Source organism: Sulfolobales archaeon (genome assembly GCA_038881635.1).
In the GTDB taxonomy this organism is placed as follows: domain Archaea; phylum Thermoproteota; class Thermoprotei_A; order Sulfolobales; family AG1; genus WYEN01.
Map to the genome: position 1 here is coordinate 98230 of JAVZPJ010000005.1, position 19313 is coordinate 117542.

Consider the following 19313-nt stretch of genomic DNA (forward strand, 5'->3'; position numbering starts at 1 on the left):
ATCATCTCCTACTCATCGTAGAGCACTTCTCATCTATAATTCTTATTATCTCCTCCAAAGTCTCCTGATCTGGCATTCTCTCCTCGAAGTATAATAAGATCTTCAGAAGATCTATATCTCTAGGTGCTATATTAACTATCTGAGTAGCACTCACACTCTTCAAACCTCTCTCCAGAAGCATTTTCATAATCTCTCTAGCTGGCTCAGGATCGCATTTGGAAACAGTCTCTCCATACTCTAAAACTCTATAGATAATCTCATTACCCTCTCTACCTTCAATACCTCTCCTTATGATATCGACGACAACAGGTATGGGCACGTCTTCGTAGCCTAGAATCCTCAGAGTAGACAACCTCCTAAACTTAGAAAGAGAGAGCCTTAGAAGCTTCTCTCCTTCTAACTCTTAGCTCTTCAACTAGTTTTCTAACTTTACTAATCTCTCTATCAATGATCTCAGGAGTAGGCTGGAGATGTTCAGGTCTTATAAAAAGGATCTTCTTCTTACCACCTAGAGAAACCTCGATCTCATAGGCATCTCCTCTCCTGCCTAAAACCACTCCAGTTCTGCCATGATACCTTCTATGAGGCATTCCATCATGTGTAGAGGGATTAATAACAATATGAACTCGATCTCCAACCTCGTACTCGTAGAGAAGCCTACTGAGCGGAGGAACAGCTCCTCTCTCTCTTACACTCTTCTTCATGAGCTTCCTAGTCCTGTGTCTAAGACCTTTAGGAGCTTTCACCATTCTAATCACACCTATGAAACTTATTTTTTTCAGAAACTTATAAAACTCAAAAAAAGAAGCGGTATTTGAATTACAGGAGATACGGGTATGATCCCGGGAGCTTTCAATAGAAAAGGTAAGCTGGGATTACTCAGTGGTAGGATGAAAACCTCTACACGAGATAATCTCTCCAAGACACTTAAGACATGATGTTTTCATGCAGAGAATAAGATATGAGAATAAGAACAGCCTGTGAAAACAGTGTAGAAGGTAAGCATCTTCATTAATAAGTTATGCAAGAATATCATTATATCGTGAGGATGTTGAGCGAGTCAGAAAACTTTAGCGAAGAAGAACCTCTACAGAGAATCATTTTCATAGGAAGAGCTAGAATAGGTGAGGTTCTCGATACATTCAAAGAACTCAGATTAAGACCCGAGGATTTCTCCAGTCCTATAGCCTTTCAAATGGCTCTCACAAGACTCTACGAAAATCTTATGAGAAGTCTCTCCTCAGGTCCTAAGAAGAGTTATCTTGCTGAAATAATTTTCCAAGATTCTCTAGGTAATCAAGTATCATTTGCAGTAGATCTAGGAGAAACACCTCCGCCCGTAGAATCTCAAAATGTGAGAGTTAAGATAATAATAGAATTTTATCGGGATTAGATAGAAAGTTTTTAAGCAATAAACTTTATAAATTTGGATATGTAAAAACTTCTGGAGGATATTATGAGAATTTATAAAGCTCTATCTAAAACTGTTGGAATAATAATAGCTGTTGCCATCATAATAGCTGTCGCGGTCGGTGCATTCATATACTGGGAACAGCTGGCGGCGAAAGAGAAGCGATAACAGCCGCGCTTAACATATTCAAACAGCAGTACAAGGATGTTGAAATAGTTGAAAATCCCGTGGCGGGAGGAGCTGGAGCTGTGATGAAAGCTGTTATATGGGGTTTACTAGCAGCTGGAAATTCACCGGATACATTTCAGGTTCATGCTGGAGGTGAATTAAAAGAATATGTAGACGCAGGCTATCTACAACCTCTTATTAAAGCTAATTATAATGCGAGGCTGTAATAGGTTTTTCGATTCTTCTGATCTCTATATGTATAGGATAAATAATATACCGCGGCACATACTCTACTATAAGATGAGGGTAAGAGTGTAGTTATGCCTAGGAAGAGTGGAGGAGGGAGGTCTGCGTCTAGAGATAGATCTAAGAGTTCTAAGACTAAAGAGTCTAGGTCTGAGGAACATATTTCTAAGCAGACTTCTACTATGAAGAAGAGAAAGTCTTTTGACCTGGATCAATGGATTTCCGAGAATAGAGAAGAACTTCTCACGAGACTTGGTATATCTCATCTTAATCTAGATCAGGATCTCACGAGCTTTATATTGAGAAGAGTCACAGAACTTCTCTGGAGTGATGAGAAGAAACCTGATATGGAGAGGCTTAGTAGCAGAATTAGAAGAAATATGGAGAGCCTTAGAAGTATTATAGCTCAAATGATAGTTGAAGGATCTAAAGAACTTTCACAGGATCAACTTGAGTACGTGATATCGGCAGGAGGATCTTGGATCTTGGGCTACGCGCCACAGCTTTATAGAAGGGCTAGAGATATGAAGAGAGATGACCTGATTCTCAGCCTCAGATATCAATGGATCAAGTGGTGGACTTCTACAAGAGATCAAGAGATCCCACCAGAATGTCCTAGATGCGGTTTTAATTCTCTGATGCCAGATGGATCATGTATTATATGTGATTACACTCCTACCAACACTGAGATCCTCAAATACTATCACTTTGACAAGTATATCGAGAAACTCTATGAGAGAGGAGATCTAGAGAGTCTTAAGAAGATTCTCGAGAAAGGATTCATAATAATATCCTCATCAGGAATTAAAATACCTGATCATGAGAAGTCTAGATATGATCTTGAGATCCACATACCTAGGATCTATAGAGAGAAGATAGCAGAACTTCTCAGAAGCTCTGGGAGAGCGGGGTAGAAAAGCATCTAGATCTTTATCTTGTGAGTGAGACTTCATAACTCTCTTTAAATGTTCTCATTATGATCATGGTATTCGTAGATACTACACCATCTATCTTTCCTATCTCGTCTAGAAGTTGCGCGAGATCTACATGATTCTTAGCTATGGCCATGACAACTACTGTAGGCTCTCCTGTCACATCATATATAGATACTATACGATCCTTAGCACTCAGTCTTTCAACCACCTCGCTAATCTTCTTAGGATCCATTTTCACGAATATCAGAGCTTTAACTTTAAAGTTAAGCTTCTCATAATCTATTATTGCAACAGTCTTCTTAATATAACCTCCGATCTTAAGTTTCTTAACTCTCATATATGCTGTCGAAGGACTTATATTCAGCATGTTTCCAAGTTCTGTGAATGTCACATCACTATCTTTCTGAAGAACCTCTAGAATCTTAAGATCTTTCTCATCTAACTCCTCCTTCTCTCCTCTCTCCCTTCTAGACATTTAAATCCTCCTGATTAGATATATTAAAAAGAGTTTATAAGGTGTTTTACAGCTCTCAGCTAAAATATTCTACACTCTAGGTGCGAGATAAAACACTATTTTTCCTCCTAGAGGTGTTTGCATTTCCATCTTAAGAGGCATTCCACTCCCCATATATACCTCCACGGATGATGATACCTTGATAAGCTTAGCTATCGGAGAGAGATATGATGAATCGAAGTCTACGGAGATCTCCTCACTAACACTTACATCTAGTAGAGAGCCTGTCTCTCTAGAGAGTCTTATAGATCTCTTACCAGTGTCACTATCTCTCAACTCGAGCACATTCTGATCCAGTTTAAATGTTATATAGTTCGATATTGATGAGAGATCTGCTATAGCTCCGCTAAGAGGATCTGGGAGGACTGAAGCCTTCCCAGGAAATTCTAACTCGATCTTAGGTATTTCTTCGAGAGAAATCTCTAGATTTCTAAACCTGAAGATCCTCCTAGGAATCCCTTCTATGACAAACTCTATATTCTCTTCATCACCTTTAATCGTGATCCTGTTAGTCCTCTTAACATCTTCCATCGCCAGAGATAGATTTCTCGTTGATATACCAAGTGTAAGACTTCTAAAAGCACTGAACTCTAGAAAACCATCTTGAGAGAGTTGGAAGTCTATCATAGCAACCTTAGCCGGATCCATGGCTACAACCTTCATAGAACCCTCCTGAGATATCTCGAATGCAACCTCTTCAGCTAGAGAACTTAGAACCTCTACTAGAGAGAGGAAGAGCTTGGTATCAGCCAGGGAAAGAGTCACAGCAGCTTCAGACCTCGACATTATAGAACCCTCCAACCCTCTAGTACTCTTTAGAAGAAAGGGTTTTATATGTGAGAACTCTCTATCTTCCCTGAGACTCTGAAGCTTCTACCTCGATCTTTCTTAATTGTCTTAGGTACATTTCTAGAAGTTCTTTCTCTGTAGTAGCATCCTCAGGATTCTTATCATCTCTCCATCTTACGAATCTTGGAAATCTAATAGATATACCAACTCCAGGTTTCACACTATTATAACAGCATCTGTGAAGTGGTGAGAGTGTTAGCTCTGCTCCTATGACCTCCATAACATATCTCGGAGTTGTCCAGACATCTGGTTCTATATCGGATTCTACTCTAGGATGCTTGCTCGGTATTCTAGAAGCTTCTATTCTCTTATTCACCTCAATAAGATCCTGATCTGTGAACCCTGTTCCTACCTTGCATACTGTTCTAAACACATCTTTCTCAGGATCATATGCTGCGAGTAGAACTGTTCCAATCTTACCTCCTCTCTTACCTCTTCCATAGAATCCTCCTACAAGTACTAGGTCTACGGTATCTATCATCTCACTCTTATAATCTCTCTTATACTTGATCCAAAGCCATCCCCTGGCACCTGCTTGATAGATTCCATTGATATTCTTAGCCACAATACCTTCATTACCATCTTCAAGAGCTTTAAGAAAGAATCTCTCTAACTCCTCTGGATCTGATGTTTCTATGTATTCTGCTATTGAGAAAATACTTGATTGCTCTATGTGATCTAGAAGAATCTTTCTTCTCTCTATTAGAGGTTTCTCGAGAAGACTTACACCATCTATGTATAGAATATCGAAGAGTCTTACAGCTACAGGATACTCTTCTAATGCCTTAGATATATCATGCTTTCTCTTTCTATGCATTAGCTCTTGGAATGGTCTGTGCTCTCCTGTGTCAGGATCTATAGCTATGATCTCTCCTTCTACTATAGCCTCCTCAGCTTTAATGAATCTCCTGCTCATCTCAACAACATCAGGGTATTGATGAGTTATGTTCTCAAGTCTTCTCGAGAATATTATCACACTATCTTTTTTCTTATGTATCTGAGCTCTCTCTCCATCATATTTAAACTCTGCAATACATCTTCCTCCAGTCTTCTCTAGAATGTCTCTAGCATTATCAAGTCTCTCAGCAAGCATAGGTCTTATCGGGATCCCTATGGTAGGTGTTAGATTCTTGAGAGCTTCTAAACCTTTCTCAATAAGTATTCTCGCGATCTCACCTAGATCTGCTCTCACATTATAAGCTCTCTCGATAATAGGCTTGGAAGCCTCACCACCTCCGAATGCTGTTGCAAGAGCTTCTATGATCGTGGCATCACCAACACCAAGTCTAAGCCTTCCCTCAACAAATCTAACAATATACTTACTCTCCTTAGGTGATGCCTGCTGTAGAAGTCCTGTTAAAACTCTTATCTTAAGATCTCTAGAACCTTCTCCAGTCATTCTAGCAATCTTTGTAAGAGTTGAATGAACTTCTGATACTGTGAGTTTTCTCTTCTCAGATATGAAGCTTGTGAGAGCTGTGTTAGAAGTCTTTCTACTCTTCAGAGTTTCAACTACCTTCCCATACTCACCTAGTCTCTTATATAGATTCTCAACCTCTCTCTCAGGAACACCTACGGCAAGACTTATAACCTTAACCAGAAGCTTCTCACTTATGCCGATCTCAGGCTCTCCATACCAGCTGGGCCAAAGCTCTCCTTGTATGAAGTATATAACTTTATCAATATCCTCCGGATCGCTCTTCTTAAGCATACTCGAAAGAATGCTCGTGAGAGTCATTCTGCTACTTGTAGTCTCAAGCTTCTCGAAATGTTCTGCTAATATCTCGAATAGCATTAGATACACCCATATATTATTTTATTCTGTCACAGGTGAAATATAACAGGCTGAAACCATAGATCTTTCTATGAGAAATGCTGACAGAAAACTTTTTCTTCGAGAATACAGATATTATCCTCATACCTAAGTTTCATAGGAGAGCTTTGATTTGCAGCTAAGATATCTTTCAAAAAGAGATATGAGAGAGCTGATGGCAACACTTAGAGAGAGGTATAATCTTAAGAGCGAGTATGAGAAGATAGCAGAGGTTACTCTAGATATCTATCCTCGGAAGAATAATGTAAAGATCTACATAGCTTATTCCGAGAGCAACGTAATTCCTTTAGTGCTAGAGATCGAGAATCTTCTGATACCCTCGATTCATTCTCTGAACCTTGGTATTCTAACTACTCATTATGCGAGAGTTGATTCAGGAGCTGTTCCAAGGATCTTAGGAGGTGCCGATGTGATGGCTCCCGGGATTATAGAGTGCAGTGATTTTAATAAAGATGACGTGGTTGGTGTGAGAGAGCCTGAGAAGAATCTTCACATACTAGTTGGCATGGCTCTCATGAGTTGTAGTGAGATTAAGAATCTGAGAAAAGGTAAGGCTATTAAGAGTATTCATTATGCTGGAGATAAGATATGGATGAGTTTAATTGAGGTTCTTAGAAGACTTATGTAGAGCTTGTTTTCTATAAATATGTTTTATCATGTTTAAGTAAGATCTTATAGGATAATGCTTATATAAAGCTGCTAAGGATATAGTTAATATGGATGAACATGATTTATAAGAAGATTAGAGATCCCGAAGAGGCTTTATGCTGTATTCCAGATGGATCTGTTGTAGCGGTTTCAGGTTTTAATCTTCTTACAACACCTGAATATCTTATATATGAACTCTACAAGCAGTATAGGAAGACAGGACATCCAAGAGATCTATTCATGATCTTCGAAACACTCCCAGCAGTTCCTGGAAGAGCTTTCGATAAGATAGCTGAGATAATGTACAAGGATAAGGATTTTGGATTTATAAGAGGAGTTCTCGCTCCATACCTAGGGTTCTCACCATGGCTTCAGAAGATAGTTGCAGAGAATCTTATTGAAGCATATGCATGGCCTATAGGTATTACAGCATATTGGTTTAGAGAGGTAGCCTCGGGAAGGCCGGGGCTTCTAACCAAGATTGGGCTTGGAACATTTCTAGATCCTAGAGATAGTATGGGTGCTTTAAATGAGATCTCTCTCGAGAGGAAGAGTTGTAAGGTTTCTATAGTGAGTATAGAGGGTGAGGAGTATCTATTCTACCAAGCTCCTAAACCGTATGTAGCTCTTATAAGAGGTTCTGTAGCTGATGAGATTGGAAATATATCTCTCTCTGATGAGGCTATCAAAGGATCTGTTCTCAACATAGCGCAGGCTACGAAAGCTTCACCTAGAAAAGGTATTGTAATAGCTCAGGTCAAGTGGATAACTAGACAAGGTCTTATAAATCCTAGAGAAGTTGACGTACCAGCTCCTCTAGTAGACCATGTTGTTGTAGCTCCTAGAGAGTATCACTGGCAGTCAGGCTCCTACGAATATGATCCCCGATTATGCTATAGAGTCATACCTCCTATAGATCTAAGAGAGATAGGTTCTTCAGAAATAGAGAGATTCTCAGAACATGAGCATATAATAGCTAGAAGAGCATTGATCGAGCTTGTGGAAACCGTGGCAAAACTTCAGAGACCTGTTCTAGTTAATCTAGGCATAGGAATCCCCGCATTAATATCATGGCTTGCAGCATACGAGGAGATATCAGACTACATAATATCAGTCATAGAATCAGGAGTCTGGGGTGGCGTGGCTCTGAGCGGTCAAGATTTCGGAGCTGCAATATCACCATTCGCTCTGACTACGATGCCTGACATGTTCTCGAATTTTGAGGGAGGTATAATAGATGTTGCGGCACTGGGATTTCTAGAAGTTGATAGAGAAGGTAATGTGAATCCTTCAATGCTTCCCGGAAGATTATATGGTCCAGGAGGATTTCCAGTGATCGCCGGAGGATCTCCTAAGACTTTATTCACAGGAGGTTTCACAGCTGGTGATAGGAAGATATACTATGATCCGAGAGATAGAAGACTTGTAATAGAGAAGGAGGGTAGCGTGATTAAATTTGTTGAAAGAGTTTATAAAGTATTCTTCAGCGGTAGATACGCTCTTAAATTCGGTCATGAGATCATGTACATAACTGAGAGAGCAGTGTTCAAGCTGACTCCGGAGGGTGTGTCTCTCGTAGAGGTAGCTCCAGGAGTAGATCTTGAGAAAGATATCTTATCTAAGATGAGATTCAAGCCGGTAATATCTAGAGAGCTTAGAGAGATGGATGAAAGAATATTCTTAAAAGGTAGGATGGGATTGAAAGAACAATTGATCCAAGCTCTTAAAAAATAGGATCGTAAGTTAAAAAGGTATCAGGCTACTTACTCTTCACACATCTGATAATCTGTTGCATTGTTTTTAATAATGCTGCAAACTCTGGACTTCTAATGATTCTGAGCATCTCCAGAAGACCCATACCTTTCTCAGGATAGTTCTTGAACTCCTTATAACCTGTTTCAACGCATTTAGGCATACGCTCGGCAAACTCATAGAGCATAGCCTGATTCATGTTGCTGAGCATGTACATGAGCATCATAGCATTACCTACTAAACTTATCACTTCTTTTCGAGATGTTGCATTGAAGATGAAATCACTATTCTCTTCAGCGGTTCTAGCTATATCGGTAAGCCCTAGTCTGTCTAGGCTTTCCACGAGTCTGATCAGATTCTCTATAGAATCGCTCTTCTCTATCAATAGCTCCAGAAGTCTTGCAAGTTTTTCAGCTTTCTCCTCTGGAATCCCTTCAATTCTCAGGCTAAGCTCTGCCATCCTGCCCACCTCATCCAAATAACTCTTTAAACCACATTCTCTCGAATGCTATCTTTAGAATCCTCATGATACTCATTCCTCCCAGCATGTAGCAGTCTGGATAAGCTGATTTTCCATCTATATAGCTTCCGAAGTCACAGAATGCTCCTGCTCCTAGAAAGCCTAGATCCATTACACAAATTCCTGTTCTATTATACTCTAAACCCATATAAACACCTTTGATTTCGTTAACAAGTCTTGTGGCAACATAATCCGCTTGGAAGTGTGCGAAGACTCCCGCCATACCGATCTTAAGTGTGGGAGCTATTATATCTCCTATGCCGTAGACCTCATCATACTTAGGATGTCTCAGACTTCTCTTATCCACACTCATGAATCCGCTCTCTTTATCAATAAGATCTGGGTTGTCAGCAACAGGTTTTGCAGGCTCGTGTGGAGGTACTAGTATCGCTAGATCGTATTTAAGCTTCTCACCATTAGCACCTGTAATAACCTTCCCCACAGGATCTACTTCCTCAACTCTCCACCTGCCTATAAACTGTATCTTATAGTCTTCCATGAACTTCTCAAATGAAGAGCTCATGAAAGGTCCGAAGGCTTCCATAGGCTTGCTCCAATCTGGGTGTAGTACTGTTATATCAGTCTTGTCAGAGAATCCTCTGATAGTAGCTAGGTATCTGATCATGAATGCTATCTCGATAGGTGCTGGAGGACATCTATAGGGAGTTCTAGTAGGACCTATCACGACTTTCCCTCCTCTAAATTCTGATAAAGCAGATCTAAGTTTCAGAGCATCACTGAGCTCCCATGCGTGGTGAGCTCCGTCTAATCCCTTGATCTTCTCAGGTTTTAAAACTGCGCCGAGACTTACTACTAGATAGTCGTACTCGTACTTGCTCTTGTCTGTGGTAACAGTCCTATTACCTAAATCTATCGATCTGATCTCTTCATTAGAGTATCTAACTCCTCTTTTCTCAAGAAGTGTAAGAGGTTTTCGAATATGATCAGGCTCTCTATAGCCTGTAGCAATCCAGAGATATGAAGGTCTGAACTCGTGATACAGGTTCTTATCTAGTACCGTGATAGAAACCTCACTCCCAAGTTTTTTCGCCAGTCGACTTGCAAGAACTGCTCCTCCAGCTCCTCCTCCTAGTATGAGGATCTTCTTCAAAATCTCCCTCTGTAGTTGAATTCTTAGGAGTTTAATAAATTATATTTATATTTTTGATTTAAATTATCATTTAATTAAACAAATATATTTTTAAGCTCTCGTACTCAGATAATCTGGTGAGCTATCTCATGGAATATAGAGAGCTTGGATGGACTGGAGAGAAGATATCTGTAGTAGGATTAGGTGCATGGCAGTTCAGCGATGCTTGGGGTGTTCTAGATTACGAGAATGCTAAGAAGATTATAGAAGCTTCATTCAGTTCAGGAGTTAATCTAATCGACACAGCAGCAGTCTATGGAAGAGGTAAGAGTGAGGAGTTCGTTGGAAGAGCTGTTAGAGAGCTTGGTATAAGAGACAAGGTTATAATAGCTACTAAGCTACCTGGAGAATTTATGAATGAATATGATGTATTCAAGGGCACTGAGAGATCTCTGGCAAGACTAGGTGTAGATGTTATAGATCTGATGCAAGTTCACTGGCCTCCTGCATGGCATAACTTCCCTACATGCGAGTATATGAGAGCTCTTGAAAGACTTGTTAAACTAGGTAAGATAAGATATATAGGTCTAAGTGATTTTCCAGTTGAATTAATTGAGTCTGCTAGACAATGTCTCAGTTCTATTGATATAGTAAGTATTCAGATCAGATATAATCTTGCTGAGAGATATGCAGAGAAAGAGCATATACCGTATGCAGAGAGAGAAGGTTTGACCGTTCTTGCATGGAGTCCTCTTGCTAAGGGAGCTCTCTCAGGTAAGTATGATCCTAAGAATCCTCCTACATTCTCTGACGTGAGATCGGGTGAGGCTGTGTTCCATCCTGAGAACCTGGCTAAGCTAGAGCCTTTGATCAATGCTGTGAGAGAGCTTTCTAAGAAGTATAATGCAACTCCTACACAGATCTCTTTGAGATGGCTGATCCAGTACAGCCCTGTGGTAGTTCCGATCCCAGGTGCTAAATCACCTGATCAAGCTAGAGAGAATGCTGGTGCGGGAAGTTTCTCGCTATCATTCGAAGATCTAGTGCTTCTAGACAGGATTAGTAGAGGTATAAGAATTAGCTATGTCACTTGGTAGAGTTTTAGAATGAACTTTTTAGAATATTGATAAGTATTTTCAGGTTCTCAGGTCTCATGGCGATTTTCATAAGATCTCTCTCTGATAGATCTCCTAGAGATATCTTGATTAGTATATCTTCAGGAGTTTTCATTAGAAATCTCTTTCTAGCTTGAGGACTTACCATAACCTCTAGATCGAGTATTTTCCTCTGGATCTCCATTGCTTTGAAAAGCTTGATTCTAGATAACTCCTCTCTATAACTCGTGCCTTTTATAATAGAGTTGTATAGAGCTATTGATGTAAATATAGAAGGTCTTATACCTTCACCAGTTGCGGGCATTACTGCTCCTATGCTCTCGCCAACATAGTATATATTTTTATCTTCAGCTAGACTCCAATCTATGCCTGATACGGTTACCAGAGCACCTTCTCTCTTAACTATCTCTGCCTTCTTGAGATCCTCTCTTGACATGATAACCTTCGAAAGAATCTTCTCTAGAAAATCTCTTGAAGCATATCCTCCAACACCTATTCTAGCTCTTCTAGCACCTTCTGGGAAGATCCATGCGTATCCTACGAGTTCTGAATTGAAGTAGAGCTCTGGGATCTCAGGATCTTCTATAGATCCTTCTAAATAGTATTGTATTGCGAGTATTCTATCAAGATTCTTCTTCTGAGTATAGAATCCTCCTGCATTGATCACTATATCAGATCTTATCTCTTCAGATCCTCTGATTATAATTCTTCTATCTTCAATAAATCTCACCGGGGTTTTTAGATGTACCTCAACTCCTTCAGCCATTCTCCTGAGAAGATCTCTCTTATCCACTATATAGCCTAGAACTCTCCTGCTAGAGCTTTCAAAAAGCTTCTCACCATCTATATACACTCTGTATCCTTTGAACTCCCATATGATACTATCATATATATCCTTATAGAAGATTGTCTTATTAAGATCCTCAGTATAAGGAAGACCCCAGCCACAGGGTTTCACAGCATAGTCAGACTGAGCTTCGAAAACTCTCACATTAAATCCTTTATCTGAGAGAAGTCTTGCTATTGCAAGTCCTGAAGGACCTGCACCTACTACTGAGACTTTCAACTAATTCACCTTCTATTCTTCTTATCCTATCCTAAAGCTATTTTAGTCTTGCTTTAAATCCTTTATTAGTGGTTTAATTGGAGGCTTTTAACAAGGCTATGGAGAGATTAGGCGTTAGAGTGGGAGATCTGATTAGATTTAAGAAAGATGGAATGATTTTAGAAGGTTATGTGATGCCTCCCTACGCATTTACAGATCCTGAGATCATTGTTTTAAAACTTAGGAACGGCTATAACGTGGGTTTTCTAGCTGATGAGATAAAAGATCTAGAGATTATAGGAAGAATAGATCAATCGAGAGAATCATTATCTATTGAAAAGATCAAGCAGAGAGAGGATCTTCCAAGAATTAAAGTTATAGGAACTGGAGGAACTATCGCATCATTTATCGAATACTCTACAGGAGCTGTGAGACCTTCAGCATCCGTAGAAGAACTCATAGAGAGCATACCTGAGGTGGCTGAGATAGCTTATATAGATAGCGAGACTCTCTTCAATATTCTCTCGGAGAATATGAAACCCGAGTACTGGGAGGAGATTGCTAGAAAGATTTATGAATCCATGAGAGAAGGCTTCAAAGGAGTTGTGGTCACGCATGGAACTGATACTATGAGTTTTACAGCATCAGCAATAGCATTCGCTATCCAGAACATGTCTGTTCCAGTTGTATTTGTAGGCTCTCAGAGAAGTAGTGATAGACCTAGCAGTGATGCAGCTCTTAACTTCATAGGTGCTCTAATTGTTGCATCAAGATCTCCTATAGCTGAATCTGTTATCGCTATGCATTCATCTTCATCAGATGATCTGATAGGAGTCTACAGAGGTGTTAAAACAAGGAAGATGCATACATCTAGAAGAGATGCTTTTAAGAGTATAAACGAGCCTCCTATAGCTCTGGTCAATCCCTACACGAAAGAAATCAGGATCACAGGAAGGATCTTGAGAGAGAGAGGTGATAGAGAACCTATTCTCATGAATGGTTTTGAGAAGAAAGTCTCTCTACTCTACAGCTACCCAGGTATAGACCCTGAGATAATAGATTTCCTAGTATCAAGAGGATATAGAGGTATTGTGATAGCTGGAACAGGTTTTGGACATGTTCCAGAATACTTGATTCCATCAATTAGAAGAGCTTCTCAGAATGGCGTAGCTATAGCTGTGACTTCTCAGACTTTATTCGGCAGAGTTAATCTCAAGGTTTACCAGACAGGGAGAGAGATGATCATGGCTGGTGTGATACCTTGCGAGGATATGCTACCTGAGGTGGCTTATGTGAAGCTCTCATGGATTCTAAGAAGAACAGATAATATGGAGGATGTAAGAAGGATAATGACTGCTAATATTGCTGGAGAGATTAACAGTAGGCATACTGAAGATCTTTTTATCAGGTGATTCTATGAGTTACAAGCTTGACTACAATGAGATCGGTCTTAGAGTTGGTCTGGAGATACATCAGCAGCTTGATACAGATACCAAGCTCTTCTGTTCATGCCCAACAAAACTTCTAGATGATCCTTACAAGAATAGCGTGGTTATAGAGAGAAGACTTAGAATTGGGAGGAGCGAGCTTGGAGAAGTAGATCCTGCAGCTTTATTCGAGTATAGAAGAGGAAGAGTATTCAGATACGTAGCTCCTAGGGAGAGTTCTTGTCTAGTTGAGCTTGATGAAGAACCTCCTCATGATGTTAATAGAGATGCTTTGGTCATCGCTCTAGCTATTTCAATGGCTTTGAATAGTTCTCCTGTTGATGAGATATACTTCATGAGGAAGATAGTTGTAGACGGCTCTAATACATCAGGTTTCCAAAGAACTGCTATAATATCTTTGGGAGGATTCATAGATACATCTAGAGGAAGAGTGAGGATTCAAACGATAGCTCTTGAAGAGGATTCAGCTAGGAAAATAGGTGAGGAAGAAGGTGTTATAATATACTCTCTAGACAGACTTGGGATCCCTCTTATAGAGATCTCAACAGCCCCAGATATAACAAGTCCTGAGATGGCTGAAGAAACCGCATACAAGATCGGGCTTTTGATGAGGCTTACCGGAAGAGTTAAGAGAGGTCTGGGGACTATAAGACAGGATCTTAATGTATCGATAAGAGGTGGGGCGAAGGTGGAGATTAAAGGTGTTCAAAGACTTGAACTTATATCTAGAGTAGTAGAGCTCGAAGCTTATAGACAGTACAGACTTTTACAGCTTAGAGAAGAGCTCCTCAGAAGATTTTCTAATCCTCCTAATATTTCGATTAAAGATCTTATAGATCTAACAGATCTCTTGAGAGATAACAGAGAGAAACTAGCTAGATTCCTTAGAGAAACTCTAGAGAGAGGAGGAGTTGCGTATGCTCTGCCTCTCAAAAACTTCAGAGGATTAATAGGATTCGAGATAGGTCCTAACAGAAGATTTGGGAGCGAGCTAGCAGATCATGCTAGAGCTTGGGGTGGTGTTGGAGGTATTATACATAGTGATGAGCTTCCTAGATACGGTATTGAAGGAGATCTTCTTGAGAAGATCTATAGATCTCTAAGTATAGATCCTGAGAAAGATGCTTTCATAATAATAGTTGATTCAAGAGATAAGGTTTTGAAAGCCTTCGATGCCGTAATTAAAAGAATCTATCAGGCTTTCTACGGTGTGCCTGAAGAGACTAGAGCTTCTAATGAGGATGGTACCACAAGGTATATGAGGCCACAGCCGGGTGCTGCTAGGATGTATCCTGAGACGGATATAATTCCTGTTAGAATAACACCAGATCTTATCAGAGAAGCTTCAAAACTTGTTCCAGAACCTCTCGAAGTCAAATTAGAGAGGTTTATCAGAGAACATGGGTTAAGCAAGGATCTCGCTGAGTCTCTGATAAGATCCAGGTATTTAGCTCTATATGAAGAGTTTGTAAGAGAGTTCAGTCCGAGGATCCCGCCTCAGATTATAGCGTCAACTCTAGTATCAACTCTTAAAGCTCTCGCCTCTGAAGGTCTGGATCTGAGCAGACTTGGTGAGGATGATCTTAGAGAGATTTTCAAAGCACTTTCGGAGGGTAGGTTCTCTAAAGAACTTATACCTGAGATTCTCAGAGTGAAGATAACTGAGGGAGGAGAGATCAACGATATATTGAGTAAGCTAGGTGTGTCTGTCATAGATGTTAGAGAGCTTGAGAAACTTATTGATGAGATCATATTGAAGAATAAAGATGATCTCATGAGGAGGAGAGATAAAGCTTTCAACATCGTGATGGGGAGAGTTATGAGTGTGGTAAGAGGAAGAATAGATGGTAAGATCGTTTCAGAGATTGTTAGAAGAAGATTGGAAGTCTTCCTAGAAAGGGATAACCCTAGATCTGCTTATAGAGATCCTCAACACTCGTAGGCTGTTTAAGACATTCATATTCTTTTAGAATGTTATAGACTTTGTTAACAACTTCAGAAACCTCCTCTTCACTCTTAGCACCTGTTATAACCATTTTCCCTGACGAGAATATCAGAAGCACTACTCTAGGCTCTTGCATTCTAAATATGAGTCCTGGAAACTGTTCTGGCTCGTACATTGAATTCTTAAGCATGTAGGCTGCTTTCTCTAGTATAACCTCTACTCCTAGATTTGCTGATGCTACTATGTTTTGTATCTGTATCTTAGGTTTCTCAATTATCGTTATACCTCCTTTAACAAAGCTCTTAAGAATCTTCTTAACAGCTCTAATCAGATCCTGTGTTCTCTTAGCTCCTGTGACAACCATCTTCCCAGACTTAAATATGAGAGCTGTGATCTTAGGATTGCTAAGTCTTAGAATAAGTCCTGGAAACTGATCCGGGTTATACTCTATATCAGGAATATTCTGCTCTAGAAGAGTTAGATCCAGTGTTTGATTTAGTATTACCGTGGCAACTATATTTTCAATTCTAACCTCAACACCTGACATGATTATTAACCCTATTTAAATAAATCCTTAAATAGCTTTTATATAGCCTTGTATATCGAGATCTTGAGGAGAAGAGTAGGAGAAACATTTAATTAAAAGATTCAAGTAGTGGAAGAGTTAAGAGAAAAATTCTCTCGCACCCTAGGAGGAGATCCTTCTACAAGGTGCTATATATAGCAAGACCATATATGAAGCTCACGGTTATATTTTTAAGCTTTTTTAGTGAATAGCTATAGTCTCGAGGTATGGTCATGGGAATTGCAAAAGATATATCTAAGAGATGGGAGGGTGGAGAATCTATAGGTGAAAAGTTTAGAAAGGCTTTCAGCAAGAAAGAGCCTGTGAAATACAGACTTCTGATGAGCAACTACAAGATTAAAGCTCTCGCATCTAGAATCGAGGTTCAGCTGGAGAGACTTAAGGAGAGAGATAGAGCTTTATTCGAGAGAGTTGTAGAAGCTATAATATCAAAGGATAATGCTAGGGCTACAATGCTTGCTAACGAGATCGCTGAGATTAGAAAGGCTGCTAAGCAGCTGGCAATGGTTCAGGTAGCCCTCGAGCAGATATCCATGAGAATCGAGACAGTAGTACTGCTTGGAGACACATTCGCAAGTCTAGCACCGGTGCTAGGTGTTGTAAGAGATCTCAGAGGACTTGTCAGAGGACTTATGCCAGAGTTCTCATATGAAATGTTAGAGCTTGAAGAGAGTTTGAGAGAGGTAGTACTTGAAACAGGCGAAGGACTTTCAGCACCATATGCCGAGACAGCCTATGCATCACCAGAAGCTAGAAAGATCCTTGAAGAAGCTAGGATTGTTGCAGAGCAGAGGATTAAAGAAAGCTTCCCAGCACTTCCTACAATACCCACAGCTCCAGAGACTGCGAAATCAGAGGCTCAGAGCTAGAATTTTTTTGATAAGATCCTTTTCAAGTCTTTCTAATCTTTTTTATTTCTCATTCTATCAGAATTCTAGATCTAAGGTTTTATACTGGTTAGAATATTATCTTTAGGTGTGATGCGTGAAAGAATATAGATATGAGAGTAGTGGAAGTGTATCTAGGCTTATTAGAAGAGCTGTGGAAGAGTATAACAGATATAGATCTCCTGAATCTATTGCAAGACTTGTGAGAATATCCGGAGATAGAGTTGAGATTATCTTCAGCGGGAGTTTCTGCGAGACATGCGGGATCAATGATTGGATAGATGATTTCAGGTATACTCTTAAGAGATTTAATATCGATGCAGTTCTAGAAAGAATCGAGGAAGTAGAAGAGTATAGTAGGAGAGGTGTGTTCAGAATAAATCTTCGGAGGAGTTTAAGAATCAAGTAAGTATCTCATGAGATCTACTAGTATATCCTGTATCTCAGTATAGCTACAGCGTCTCCGAATGTTTTCTTGATCCACATACCCTCTGGAAGTGTTTCACTTATATACACAACTTCAGAGCCTTTGGATAGAGCTAGCTTGCTGAGCTCCTCAGCTTTCTCAGATTCCTCCAAGATAATCAACTTCTCTACAGCACCCATGTTAAGTGCTTCTCTTATCTCGTTTAATCCGTAGAGAGCTAGTCCATCGTCTTTAGCTATATGGTATTTAAACTCCTCAAATGCCTTTAGAGATTCTATATACTTATGACCTTTTAACAGGTCTTTAGCCTTCTCAAGAAGTTCTCTAACACCTGCTTCTCCTTGGTAGGATACATCTATAGGTTCTCCTACAATCAATGATCTGAGTCTATAGTCTAGGTATTCTCCTCTTATGAAATCTATCTTAGAATATCCGGGTCCTCCTATTAACAATCCTTTAAGCTTCTTCTCTTCTAGAAGCGGTATGAACTCTCGAGAAGCTCTCTCAGCAACTTTCTTGTAGAATTCTTCAACCATCTGCTCTATGATTCTATCATATCTTCTCTGACTCTGACCACCCTTGCTATGTTTTCCAGGTATGTAGTCTTCTATCTCATCTAGTATTACAAATCCACTGGGTTTGAGAAGAGCTAGAGTTGCTTGATCTCTCTCTATTAGTATTATGCCGTAGACCTCTGATTCTTCGATCATTGGCTGGAGAAATTCTATGTGAAACCACTTATCCGTTCTGTAGAAGAATACAGGAACAGGATCAGGAGGTTCGAAGAGCATGTGAACTTGTTCTCCTGACTCTGGATCTACTCCTGCAAATATTACGAGACCGTTCTCAGGAATCTTAGGGATTCTTGTCAGATCATCTATAGCTATTTGAAGAGCTGTCTGTACAGAGTCTCTGGTTCTCTTAAGTTTTATGTTTCCTGCTATAGAGTATTCTCTCCTCAACAGATCAAGAACATCGGCTACAGGTCTTCCAGGAGGTATGTAGAGACTCAGAAGAATTGTTGCCGGAGCCTCCCATTTCTTAAGATATTCTAAGATCTTTTTGAGATCCCTTCGATCCACTCTATACTCGCTAAATTATGCCCACCATTATACTTCTCTCTCTCATATCCTAAATTTTTTAGGTACTCTACTTCTAGCTCTCTATAAGTCTGATCATGTGCTCTCCATCTATGTAAGCGTATCCTTCGTTGATCAATGTTTCTATTAATATCTTCTCCTTAGCGCTCATGCTATTAAGTTTCTCAACATTTATAGGCATCTGAGAGATCACAAGATCATATAGATCTCTGCTTACCACGAATTTACCAACTATAACTGCAGCACCTGATTCTATATATCTATCTAGAGTTCCCAGACCTTCTGATGCATATCTTCTAGCCTCGCTTATGCTGAGTATCTTTTCTGTCATCAGTCTACTTAGAAGAGGATCTGAAATACTTTTCCTAGTATTTGTTCTAAGGATCTCCTGAATAGATCTTAGCATCAGTCTAAGTTCTCCTACTTCTCTCTCTAGTCTTCCCACGACATCCATCAGATCCTGGAAGCTTTTCTCAAGCTCTGAAACTCTATCTCTCAGATCACTGAAGCTTCTCAGAAGATCTTCTCGAAGAACAACTGTTCCAAGGATCTCGGTATTCGAAGCATCACTACTACTTATAGAAGAAGTAGTTCTAGCAGTGTAGCCCTTGCTAGTTCTAACGACAAGACCCCTCTCTCTAAGTCTATAAAGTGCTATCCTCACAGATGTAAGACTAAATCCCAGACCTTCTGCTATCTCACGAGGCTTTGAATAGGGTTTTCTCTTCAGATAATCAAGTACAGCTCTATCAACCGGGTTTAGACTCATTATCTCCTCAATATATTTCTCATA

General features: G+C 39.8%; 21 protein-coding genes. 10 read left to right on the plus strand and 11 right to left on the minus strand.

Annotated features, from left to right (window positions below):
• Position 1: 1 nt before the first annotated feature.
• Together QXS89_04940 and QXS89_04945 are read right to left on the minus strand one after the other, a co-directional pair.
• Positions 2 to 352: a hypothetical protein gene (locus QXS89_04940; GenBank protein MEM3831521.1), complete on the minus strand. Its 351-nt coding sequence runs from the start codon at positions 350 to 352 to the stop codon at positions 2 to 4.
• A 10-nt stretch (positions 353 to 362) separates the two neighbouring features.
• On the minus strand, positions 363 to 749 hold the full coding sequence (locus QXS89_04945; protein MEM3831522.1) for a 50S ribosomal protein L21e: 387 nt from the start codon (positions 747 to 749) through the stop codon (positions 363 to 365).
• A gap of 299 nt (positions 750 to 1048) precedes the next feature.
• On the opposite strand from QXS89_04945, the gene QXS89_04950 reads away from it, so the two are divergent.
• From QXS89_04950 to QXS89_04960, 3 genes are all read left to right on the plus strand, one after another.
• Positions 1049 to 1393 carry a hypothetical protein gene (locus tag QXS89_04950; GenBank protein MEM3831523.1) on the plus strand — a complete coding sequence of 115 codons (345 nt, stop codon included), beginning with the start codon at positions 1049 to 1051 and terminating at the stop codon, positions 1391 to 1393.
• Between the two features lie 269 nt (positions 1394 to 1662).
• Positions 1663 to 1806, plus strand: coding sequence for a hypothetical protein (locus QXS89_04955; protein MEM3831524.1), 144 nt, complete (start codon positions 1663 to 1665; stop codon positions 1804 to 1806).
• Between the two features lie 93 nt (positions 1807 to 1899).
• Entirely contained in the window at positions 1900 to 2739 is an 840-nt protein-coding gene (locus tag QXS89_04960; protein ID MEM3831525.1) for a hypothetical protein, read from the plus strand.
• A 16-nt stretch (positions 2740 to 2755) separates the two neighbouring features.
• Here the strand turns inward: QXS89_04960 and QXS89_04965 are convergent, their stop codons facing one another.
• The 3 genes from QXS89_04965 to QXS89_04975 form a co-directional block, all read right to left on the minus strand.
• Positions 2756 to 3235: an Lrp/AsnC family transcriptional regulator gene (locus QXS89_04965; protein MEM3831526.1), complete on the minus strand. Its 480-nt coding sequence runs from the start codon at positions 3233 to 3235 to the stop codon at positions 2756 to 2758.
• A gap of 69 nt (positions 3236 to 3304) precedes the next feature.
• Complete coding sequence (locus QXS89_04970; GenBank protein ID MEM3831527.1) at positions 3305 to 4060, minus strand: hypothetical protein; 756 nt, start codon at positions 4058 to 4060, stop codon at positions 3305 to 3307.
• 61 nt (positions 4061 to 4121) lie between these two features.
• Positions 4122 to 5918 (minus strand): ATP-dependent DNA ligase, encoded by a 1797-nt coding sequence (locus QXS89_04975; protein ID MEM3831528.1) that lies wholly within the window; start codon positions 5916 to 5918, stop codon positions 4122 to 4124.
• Positions 5919 to 6069: 151 nt separating this feature from the next.
• On the opposite strand from QXS89_04975, the gene QXS89_04980 reads away from it, so the two are divergent.
• The gene (locus QXS89_04980; GenBank protein MEM3831529.1) at positions 6070 to 6585 is read left to right on the plus strand and encodes a PUA domain-containing protein; all 516 of its coding nucleotides are present in this window, start codon (positions 6070 to 6072) and stop codon (positions 6583 to 6585) included.
• Positions 6586 to 6683: 98 nt separating this feature from the next.
• Positions 6684 to 8339, plus strand: a complete 1656-nt coding sequence (locus tag QXS89_04985) for a CoA-transferase (protein ID MEM3831530.1) — start codon at positions 6684 to 6686, stop codon at positions 8337 to 8339.
• A 25-nt stretch (positions 8340 to 8364) separates the two neighbouring features.
• Here the strand turns inward: QXS89_04985 and QXS89_04990 are convergent, their stop codons facing one another.
• Both QXS89_04990 and QXS89_04995 read right to left on the minus strand, forming a co-directional pair.
• Entirely contained in the window at positions 8365 to 8817 is a 453-nt protein-coding gene (locus tag QXS89_04990) for a hypothetical protein (GenBank protein MEM3831531.1), read from the minus strand.
• A gap of 10 nt (positions 8818 to 8827) precedes the next feature.
• Positions 8828 to 9988: an FAD/NAD(P)-binding oxidoreductase gene (locus tag QXS89_04995; protein MEM3831532.1), complete on the minus strand. Its 1161-nt coding sequence runs from the start codon at positions 9986 to 9988 to the stop codon at positions 8828 to 8830.
• Between the two features lie 116 nt (positions 9989 to 10104).
• On the opposite strand from QXS89_04995, the gene QXS89_05000 reads away from it, so the two are divergent.
• Positions 10105 to 11064: an aldo/keto reductase gene (locus tag QXS89_05000; GenBank protein ID MEM3831533.1), complete on the plus strand. Its 960-nt coding sequence runs from the start codon at positions 10105 to 10107 to the stop codon at positions 11062 to 11064.
• 4 nt (positions 11065 to 11068) lie between these two features.
• Here QXS89_05000 and QXS89_05005 read toward each other — a convergent pair whose 3' ends face one another.
• On the minus strand, positions 11069 to 12148 hold the full coding sequence (locus tag QXS89_05005) for an NAD(P)/FAD-dependent oxidoreductase (GenBank protein ID MEM3831534.1): 1080 nt from the start codon (positions 12146 to 12148) through the stop codon (positions 11069 to 11071).
• A gap of 77 nt (positions 12149 to 12225) precedes the next feature.
• Here QXS89_05005 and gatD point away from each other — a divergent pair, with 77 nt between their 5' ends.
• Both gatD and gatE read left to right on the plus strand, forming a co-directional pair.
• The gene (gene gatD / locus QXS89_05010; GenBank protein MEM3831535.1) at positions 12226 to 13539 is read left to right on the plus strand and encodes a Glu-tRNA(Gln) amidotransferase subunit GatD; all 1314 of its coding nucleotides are present in this window, start codon (positions 12226 to 12228) and stop codon (positions 13537 to 13539) included.
• A 4-nt stretch (positions 13540 to 13543) separates the two neighbouring features.
• Entirely contained in the window at positions 13544 to 15517 is a 1974-nt protein-coding gene (gene gatE / locus QXS89_05015; GenBank protein MEM3831536.1) for a Glu-tRNA(Gln) amidotransferase subunit GatE, read from the plus strand.
• Here the strand turns inward: gatE and QXS89_05020 are convergent.
• Entirely contained in the window at positions 15483 to 16067 is a 585-nt protein-coding gene (locus QXS89_05020; protein ID MEM3831537.1) for a TATA-box-binding protein, read from the minus strand. The genes gatE and QXS89_05020 overlap by 35 nt on opposite strands.
• A gap of 251 nt (positions 16068 to 16318) precedes the next feature.
• Between QXS89_05020 and QXS89_05025 the strand changes: the two genes are divergently transcribed.
• Together QXS89_05025 and QXS89_05030 are read left to right on the plus strand one after the other, a co-directional pair.
• Complete coding sequence (locus QXS89_05025) at positions 16319 to 16975, plus strand: Snf7 family protein (GenBank protein MEM3831538.1); 657 nt, start codon at positions 16319 to 16321, stop codon at positions 16973 to 16975.
• A gap of 115 nt (positions 16976 to 17090) precedes the next feature.
• Positions 17091 to 17402, plus strand: coding sequence for a hypothetical protein (locus tag QXS89_05030; protein ID MEM3831539.1), 312 nt, complete (start codon positions 17091 to 17093; stop codon positions 17400 to 17402).
• A gap of 17 nt (positions 17403 to 17419) precedes the next feature.
• Here the strand turns inward: QXS89_05030 and prf1 are convergent, their stop codons facing one another.
• Entirely contained in the window at positions 17420 to 18502 is a 1083-nt protein-coding gene (gene prf1 / locus QXS89_05035) for a peptide chain release factor aRF-1 (GenBank protein MEM3831540.1), read from the minus strand.
• Positions 18503 to 18575: 73 nt separating this feature from the next.
• Positions 18576 to 19289 carry a helix-turn-helix domain-containing protein gene (locus QXS89_05040; protein MEM3831541.1) on the minus strand — a complete coding sequence of 238 codons (714 nt, stop codon included), beginning with the start codon at positions 19287 to 19289 and terminating at the stop codon, positions 18576 to 18578.
• Positions 19290 to 19313 lie beyond the last annotated feature (24 nt).

Coding starts and splice junctions, on each gene's coding strand:
- QXS89_04975 (MEM3831528.1), bottom strand. CDS start 5,918: ATGCTATTCGAGATATTAGCAGAACATTTCGAGAAGCTTGAGACTACA.
- gatE (MEM3831536.1), top strand. CDS start 13,544: ATGAGTTACAAGCTTGACTACAATGAGATCGGTCTTAGAGTTGGTCTG.
- QXS89_04960 (MEM3831525.1), top strand. CDS start 1,900: ATGCCTAGGAAGAGTGGAGGAGGGAGGTCTGCGTCTAGAGATAGATCT.
- QXS89_04955 (MEM3831524.1), top strand. CDS start 1,663: ATGAAAGCTGTTATATGGGGTTTACTAGCAGCTGGAAATTCACCGGAT.
- QXS89_04965 (MEM3831526.1), bottom strand. CDS start 3,235: ATGTCTAGAAGGGAGAGAGGAGAGAAGGAGGAGTTAGATGAGAAAGAT.
- QXS89_04950 (MEM3831523.1), top strand. CDS start 1,049: ATGTTGAGCGAGTCAGAAAACTTTAGCGAAGAAGAACCTCTACAGAGA.
- QXS89_04985 (MEM3831530.1), top strand. CDS start 6,684: ATGATTTATAAGAAGATTAGAGATCCCGAAGAGGCTTTATGCTGTATT.
- QXS89_04990 (MEM3831531.1), bottom strand. CDS start 8,817: ATGGCAGAGCTTAGCCTGAGAATTGAAGGGATTCCAGAGGAGAAAGCT.
- QXS89_04945 (MEM3831522.1), bottom strand. CDS start 749: ATGGTGAAAGCTCCTAAAGGTCTTAGACACAGGACTAGGAAGCTCATG.
- QXS89_05025 (MEM3831538.1), top strand. CDS start 16,319: ATGGGAATTGCAAAAGATATATCTAAGAGATGGGAGGGTGGAGAATCT.
- QXS89_04970 (MEM3831527.1), bottom strand. CDS start 4,060: ATGTCGAGGTCTGAAGCTGCTGTGACTCTTTCCCTGGCTGATACCAAG.
- QXS89_05040 (MEM3831541.1), bottom strand. CDS start 19,289: ATGAGTCTAAACCCGGTTGATAGAGCTGTACTTGATTATCTGAAGAGA.
- QXS89_05020 (MEM3831537.1), bottom strand. CDS start 16,067: ATGTCAGGTGTTGAGGTTAGAATTGAAAATATAGTTGCCACGGTAATA.